3 protein-coding genes and 1 pseudogene are annotated in these 3,617 nt (G+C 28.4%); all 4 read left to right on the forward strand.

The window, feature by feature from the left end; genetic code table 11:
* Positions 1–219, forward strand: a pseudogene (locus B5E87_RS14600) (hypothetical protein); the annotation flags it as partial.
* A 109-nt stretch (positions 220–328) separates the two neighbouring features.
* Positions 329–1,576: a site-specific integrase gene (locus B5E87_RS14605; protein ID WP_224762640.1), complete on the forward strand. Its 1,248-nt coding sequence runs from the start codon at positions 329–331 to the stop codon at positions 1,574–1,576.
* Positions 1,554–2,531, forward strand: a complete 978-nt coding sequence (locus B5E87_RS14610) for a tyrosine-type recombinase/integrase (RefSeq protein ID WP_087246130.1) — start codon at positions 1,554–1,556, stop codon at positions 2,529–2,531. The genes B5E87_RS14605 and B5E87_RS14610 overlap by 23 nt, the downstream gene beginning before the upstream one ends.
* Complete coding sequence (locus B5E87_RS14615) at positions 2,518–3,525, forward strand: site-specific integrase (protein ID WP_087246132.1); 1,008 nt, start codon at positions 2,518–2,520, stop codon at positions 3,523–3,525. Before B5E87_RS14610 ends, B5E87_RS14615 begins: the two co-directional genes overlap by 14 nt.
* Positions 3,526–3,617 lie beyond the last annotated feature (92 nt).

Consider the following 3,617-nt stretch of genomic DNA (forward strand, 5'->3'; position numbering starts at 1 on the left):
GAGAAATACTTTGATACAGTCAATCATTCAAGACTTATACAGATACTTTCACAAACTATTAAAGATGGAAGAGTCATATCACTCATACATAAATATCTCAATGCAGGAGTCGTAGTAAAACATAAATTTGAGGAAACAACTAAAGGTGTACCTCAAGGAGGATTATGTGGATATCGGCATAATCCTCCTTATGTGGAGTTAGTTATTATGCCGAGTTAATTTAAATTACCCTTTAATAATCATATGGTTTTCTTTATTTTCTCGGCATAATACATCACAATTTAAATAGAAATATAGTTCTATTTCTATTTAAAGGAGCGTGATGATTATGAGATTAGAACTAATTTGTAGTGGATTAACAGAATTATTAGTTGATAATAACTATAGTTCATCCACCATAAACTTTTATAAAAGAGAATGGAAAAAACTAAATGATTTTCTTTTATCAGAATATGGAGATGATGTTTTTTCTATTGATAAAGGTTTAATATTTTTGGAAAAGATTCATGGTATTGTTTCAGTTTTTGAAGAATCCAAATTAAAAGATCAACAGATGCAGTTGATTAGGTCGATTCAAATTTTACAGGATTATAAGCTTCATGGTGTACTTACTAGACGATATCATGCATCTAAAAATCCAATCAGATTAGAGGGTGATTATTTAAATGTTCATATTCATTTTAATGATTATTTAGATCACACCGAATTGTCGAAATCTACTAAAAAACATTATATTAGAATTTCTCTAATATTTCTTGATTATCTTAATCAAAAAAGAATAACTGATGTTAGTCATATTGATTTATCCATATGCAATGATTATATAAGAACTTTTACTGGTATGTCTTTTAAAACGATTGAACAACATATCTGCGGATTACGATATTTTTTAAGATATTTGAATGAAAAAAATATATTAAAAAGTGATATTGCTTCTCTTATTCATATGCCAACTATATCAAAATCGGCTAAGATACCATCGGTATGGACTGAAGATGAAATTAAAAAATTATTACAGACCATTGATAGAAACAGTCCTATTGGAAAAAGGGATTACGCAATGATAGTACTAGCTTGTATTTTAGGGTTACGTATTTCTGATATTAAGAATCTAACATTTGATGATTTTAACTGGGAAGAAAAAAAGTTGAGCATTATTCAACATAAAACAAAAAAACCATTAACATTACCTATCCCTGATGCAGTTGGATGGGCAGTAATAGATTATATAAAAAATGGAAGACCTAAATATTATGAATCAAAAAATATATTTTTAAAACATATGCCACCTTTTGATATACTAAGTGATGAAAACCATTTGTCAGGTAGAATTCATTTTTATATGAAAAAAGCGAAAATTCCATTAAACAAAAATTGTCATAGAGGCTTTCACTCTCTAAGGCATACATCAGCTTCTATGCTTCTCGATGCAGGGGTTGAATTGCCAGTTATCACATCAATTCTTGGACATTCTAGTACTGATATAACTTCTATTTATTTAAAGACAGATCTTGATAAATTAAAAGAATGCGTTTTGGATTTGGTGTTTGATGATGAATACATTAATATTCGATAGTATTTTCAAAAACGAAATTCAGGATCTGATCAATTTAAAGAGAGCACAAGGATTTAAATACGCAGCAGAAGAATTCGCATTAAAAAGAATAGACAAATATTTTGTAGATAAAAACATACAAGAAAAAGTAATTATTAAATCAGTAGTTGATGAATGGTGTCTAAGAAAAACGTATGAAACACAAGCAAATCAAAACAATAGAATATCAATTATGAGAGTACTATGCTCATATTTATTAGAATTAGGATTTGATGTATATGTTCCTCCAAAGAAATTGACAAGAAGCGCCCCAAAATATAATGCACATATCTATACCGATGATGAATTAAGAAGATTTTTTGAAGCCGTTGATAAGAGTCAATCAGTTCCTTCTGAATGCCCATATCGTCATATTATTATGCCTATATTTTTTAGATTATTATATACAAGCGGATTACGTGTATCTGAGCTAAGATTGGCTAAAATTGAGGACTTCCATTTGGATGAAGGCTACTTTATAGTTAAAAACGGAAAAAATAATAAAGACAGAAAAATTCCAATTCATCCTGTATTAGTAAAAAAATGTAAAGAATTAAAATCAACTATTCATATTGATTCTGATGAATCAGAATATTTCTTTATGAAATTACCTGGCAAACCACTAACACTTCAGTGTGTGTACAAAAATTTCAGAAGATATCTTGATAAAGCAGGAATATCGCATAGTGGACGTGGTCCACGAGTTCATGACTTTCGTCATACTTATTGTGTTAATTTATTAAAGAAATGGGTATATGAGGAAAAGAATTTATTGGTATATCTGCCATATATGAAAACGATGTTAGGTCATGAAAGTTTTGATGAAACAGCTTATTATCTTAAATTGACAGCTACACTTTTTCCGATGATTCAGTTAAAACTTGAAAGTTTCTATCCTAATATGATTGAAAAGATTGAAGAATATGACAGCAACTGATTTTGCAGTTCTCATAACCAAGTTTTTAACTGAATATTTACCTCTTCACCGAAACTGTTCAAAAAATACTATAAACAGCTATAAAGATTCTTTAAAATTATTTATTCTTTTTCTAAGAGATGACAAAAGTATGAACATTAATAAATTTAAGATGCATCAAATTAATAGAGAACTTGTTCTTGAATTTATTGAATGGTTGAAAAATCGTGGGAATACACCTGTTACTATCAATCAAAGATTAGCAGGAATCAAATCATTTATAAATTTTGCACAGTATGAAAGTATTGAAAATCTGGCTTATTTACAGCCTGTTTTATCAGTTAAATCATTAAAAACTACTATTAGACAAGTTGATTATCTAACTGAAGAACAAATGAACAAATTAATAAATCTTCCGCCCACAGATACATTAGCAGGATTGAGGCATCGTATCATCATGTGCTTATTATATGATACAGGTGCTAGAGTACAGGAATTATGTGATTTAAAAATTGAAGATATCAATTTAGGTAATAATCCTACAGTTAAACTACATGGTAAAGGTTCAAAAATACGCATAGTCCCTATTTCTAAAAATATGAATCAGATACTAGAAGTTTACATATCTAAATTTTTTACAGATGTTAAATTAAAGAATGAATATTTGATTAAAAATAAAAATAATCAACAGATGGGTAGAGATGGAATAGAATATATTGTTCAAAAATATGCAACAATATTAAAAAATAATGATCCTAGTTTTCCATCAAAAGTTCATCCCCATATGTTTAGACATAGTAAAGCAATGCACATGCTTGCAGTTAATATTCCTATTGTCTACATTCGAGATTTTTTGGGGCATGAAGATATTTCAACAACTATGATTTATGCAAGAGCAGATTCAAGAAAGAAAAATGAAGCCATAAATAATTTAGCACCGAAATTAATTGAAGAAAATTATATTGATTGGAGTAAAGATCAAGAATTATTAGACTTCTTAAACAGCTTTAAATAATAATATTATGCCGAGAAAATAAAGAAAACCATATGATTATTAAAGGGTAATTTAAATTAACTCGGCATAATAACTAACTCCACATAAGGAGG

The sequence above is a fragment of the Massilimicrobiota sp. An142 genome (assembly GCF_002160725.1).
Lineage (GTDB): Bacteria > Bacillota_I > Bacilli_A > Erysipelotrichales > Coprobacillaceae > Allocoprobacillus > Allocoprobacillus merdigallinarum.

Excerpts from the sequence above, each read along its gene's own strand:
- B5E87_RS14605 (WP_224762640.1), top strand. The coding sequence starts at position 329 with ATGAGATTAGAACTAATTTGTAGTGGATTAACAGAATTATTAGTTGAT.
- B5E87_RS14610 (WP_087246130.1), top strand. The coding sequence starts at position 1,554 with ATGAATACATTAATATTCGATAGTATTTTCAAAAACGAAATTCAGGAT.
- B5E87_RS14615 (WP_087246132.1), top strand. The coding sequence starts at position 2,518 with ATGACAGCAACTGATTTTGCAGTTCTCATAACCAAGTTTTTAACTGAA.